The 3,301-nt window shown below is 66.5% G+C and carries 5 protein-coding genes; all 5 read right to left on the reverse strand.

What is annotated here, in order from left to right; genetic code table 11:
• Positions 1-187: hypothetical protein (locus tag SY1_RS00160; RefSeq protein ID WP_208872446.1), on the reverse strand; the 187-nt coding region annotated here is incomplete at its 3' end.
• Between the two features lie 13 nt (positions 188-200).
• Positions 201-617 (reverse strand): hypothetical protein, encoded by a 417-nt coding sequence (locus SY1_RS00165; protein WP_208872447.1) that lies wholly within the window; start codon positions 615-617, stop codon positions 201-203.
• A gap of 11 nt (positions 618-628) precedes the next feature.
• On the reverse strand, positions 629-1,108 hold the full coding sequence (gene rnhA / locus SY1_RS00170; protein ID WP_208872448.1) for a ribonuclease HI: 480 nt from the start codon (positions 1,106-1,108) through the stop codon (positions 629-631).
• Between the two features lie 79 nt (positions 1,109-1,187).
• Positions 1,188-1,562 (reverse strand): P-loop NTPase family protein, encoded by a 375-nt coding sequence (locus tag SY1_RS00175; protein ID WP_208872449.1) that lies wholly within the window; start codon positions 1,560-1,562, stop codon positions 1,188-1,190.
• Complete coding sequence (locus SY1_RS00180) at positions 1,480-3,081, reverse strand: ATP-binding protein (protein ID WP_208872450.1); 1,602 nt, start codon at positions 3,079-3,081, stop codon at positions 1,480-1,482. Before SY1_RS00180 ends, SY1_RS00175 begins: the two co-directional genes overlap by 83 nt.
• Between the last annotated feature and the right edge of the window lie 220 nt (positions 3,082-3,301).

A 3,301-nucleotide genomic window follows, 5' to 3' on the forward strand; every position in this document is an offset into this window, starting at 1 on the left:
CCAGGGTCGCCCCCGTCGTGCACACGTCGTCCACCAGGACCACGCGGGCCCCGCGGACGCGAGGGGAGACGTCGAAGGCCTCCGGCCGAAGCGACAGCCGCTCCGCCCGACTCAACCCCGTCCGGGGCGTCAGGGCGACCGCCCAGCGGGCCGCCTCCTGCACCCCGACGCCCCAGACCTTCCCCATCCCCTTCGCGATCTCAAAGGCCTGGTTGTACCCCCGCCGGCTTCCCCGGTGCAGGGGCACGGGGAGCAGGAGGTCCGGGGCCGGGGGACTCCCAGAGGGCGGCCATCCCCTCCCCCAGCCGGCACCCCAGCGCCCGGAATCCCCCGTACTTCAGGGCGAGGATCGCGCGGCTGACGCCGCCCTCGTAGAGGGCGGCGGTGCGGATCAGGGGAGCGCTGACGTGCCTCTTGCAGGGGCTGAGCGCCCCGCAGTACAGGCAGCGCGGCAGGGGCGGGCGAAACAGGGCGTCGCGGCACCCGGAGCAGAGCACCTCCCCCAGCCTCCCGCAGACGGGACAGCTCACGGGCCAGAGGGCGTGAAGCGCCAACGCCCCAAGACGGCGCAGGACGCGGAGGCCAGGGCGGGCGGATGCGGCCGCCCCGTCCTTCACCTCGGGAGGCCTCAAGGAGCGGACCCCGCGCTCGCCCGAAAGCGCTCCCTGGCCTCACGCACCAACTCGTCGCAGCGGTTGTTGCGCCGGTCGGCCGCGTGGCCCTTGACCCAATGCCATCGGACCTCGTGGGTCTGCGCCAGATCCCACAGCGCCTCCCACAGGTCCCGATTCTGGACAGGCTCTTTGGCGGCCGTGCGCCAGCCGTTCCTCCGCCACTTCGCGAGCCATCCCCGTTCAAAGGCGTTGCGCAGGTAGGTGGAGTCCGTGTGCAGATCCACCCGGCAGGGACGCTTCAGAGCCCTCAGGGCCTCTATGGCGGCGGTGAGCTCCATGCGGTTGTTCGTGGTGTCCTCCTCGGCACCCGATATCTCGCGCTCCGCGCCGTGGGACGGCGACAGCAGCACCGCGGCCCACCCCCCAAGGCCCGGATTGGGCGACGCGCCCCCGTCCGTGTAGACGGTCACCGCCGTCCTCGTCGTCTCGTTCAAGGGAACCCCTCCTCACAAAAAACGGCCCACCGTCCTCCAGCCCTTCGCCCCCTTCGCCGTCAACGGCAGCGCGGAGAACTTACGCAAAGCCCACCGTTCGCCCCATGGGCTTGCCGACGCACTCCGGAGGCTCCAGGTCATCGGGCAGGAAGGTCCTGATCGACTCGTCCGTGACGGCGTCCGGGGGAAGGGCCAGCACGCGGGCGGCGTGGCGCATCTCGGCCCGCTCCACCAGGTTCCGCACGAAACGACCGTTGCCGAAGTCCGGAGCAGCCGTCGCCCTCTCCAGCAGGGTCCGCGCACGCTCCAGGGTATCGGGCCCGGCCCTGCGGCCCTTCTCCTTCAGGATGAGGCCGAATATCTCCAGCAGTTCATCTGCCGTGTAGTCGAGAAAATCGACGTGGAAGGCCACGCGGCTCTTCAGGCCTGGGTTGCGCTCCACGAACTCCTTCATGCGGTCGGGATACCCGGCAAAGACCACCACCGTGTCCTCGCGGGCGTTCTCCATCTCCTGGACGATCGTGTTGATCACCTCGTCCCCGAAGAGCCCCCCCGCGCTCATCCAGCAGGGAGTACGCCTCGTCGATGAAGAGGACTGATCCCCTGGCTTCCTTGAACTTCTTTTTGACGATCTGCGCGGTCCAGCCCACGTACTTGCCCACCAGGTCGGCCCGACCGACCTCCACCAGGCCGCCCGTCGTGAGCAGCCCGTTGTCCTTCATGATCCGGGCCATCAGACGGGCGACGGTCGTCTTGGCCGTTCCGGGGTTCCCGGCAAAGACCATGTGCATCGCCGGCCTTTGGGTGCTGACCCCCCGGTCCGCAAACAACCTCTGGGCCTTGTGGAACTGGACGGCCTGAAGGATGATCTCCTTGACAGCCGGAAGGCCGACCATGTCCATCAACTCCCTGTAGGCGTCGCCCCTGGGCTTCACCTTCCTCCCGCCGGCCCCTGCGGCCAGGTCCCGATACTGGGCGTGAAGCTCGGTCCTGAGGTAATCGTCATACCATTTGCTGAACGTCTTGTTGAGGTTTGCCGTGATGTGCCCCGACTCCGCCACGGGCAGACGCTTGAGGAGGGAGTCACAGTTCTCGACGCCGTTTTCCTCGGCCAGCCGCCTCAGGTAGCCCCTGGCCGCCCTGTTGAACACGACCTCCTCCTCCAGCTTGACGAACGTGATCTCCGGGAGCTCCTCCATCAGCCGGCGGCACAGCCTCTCGTCCGACCGCCTCATCTCGATGATGGAGAGGGTGTTGCGGCGAAACGCGGCAAGGCAGGAGGCGGCGACCGCGAGGTTCTCGCCAGAGGCGTCGGCATAAGAGCGGTCCTCGTCCTCATCGGCGCCCGTACCCGTCAGGGACAGCACCAGGGTACACCCCTTCTGCGACTCGTAGAAATTGCGCAGCCACTCCGCGTCACAGCACCCCCGGTTGGGGTCCAGCGTCAGAACGCAGTACCGTCTACCCAACAGGCGCAGCCTCTGGAGCAGGGCCCCCAGCAGGAGCTCCCGAATGGATTGACGAATTTTTGGGTCGTCCGACGTCACGACGTAATGGACCGGGTGCCCCACGAAGTGCTTCGGCCCGCGGGCGTCGAAGATCCGATCGATCTCCGGCCTGAAGGAGGCGCTGCAGAGCAGGCGCCTTGCCTCCACAAGGGCCTCTCGCTTCGCAAACGGCTTTGGGATCAGCACCTCGCTGTGGCTGCCAGAGCGGTAGCTGTCGATAAAATCCATGTTGAGGTCGGACTTGTATTCGTCATCGTCCTCGATGTAGTCCCTCCGATTGGCGCCGTACAGCAGTCTGGAGAACTCCCCCACGGTGATCTCCTCGAAGGCGGCGTCCTTCCCGTGGAGGTCAAGCCTCTCGCAGAACCGCTCAAGGCCCCTCTTGAGGTCCTCCTGGTCCGGAACCTTGATCCCGGCAAACGTCGCGGCACCGATGGAGACCTTTCGATCGTGGATTTCCGACACGAAAAAGCTTATCTCTCCCCTGGACCTTTCGTTCGCCTCCTCCGTCCTCTCCTTGATCCTGGCCCGCGTTTTCCTCTATCTTCTGCTCGCTGCTCTCCAGGGCCCTGTCGCTCTCCATTTCGATCTTGTAAAACAGCATCGTCATCACCCCTGATCGTTTGGTCAAGAGCATACAGGGCACCCCGCACTGATATCAGTGCGGTCAGCCGATGGAGGCCGG

This window comes from Fretibacterium fastidiosum (assembly GCF_000210715.1).
GTDB lineage: Bacteria > Synergistota > Synergistia > Synergistales > Aminobacteriaceae > Fretibacterium > Fretibacterium fastidiosum.

What these genes read in the sequence shown, in the direction of transcription:
- SY1_RS00175 (WP_208872449.1), bottom strand. Translation starts at nt 1,562, where the DNA reads ATGAAGGAGTTCGTGGAGCGCAACCCAGGCCTGAAGAGCCGCGTGGCC.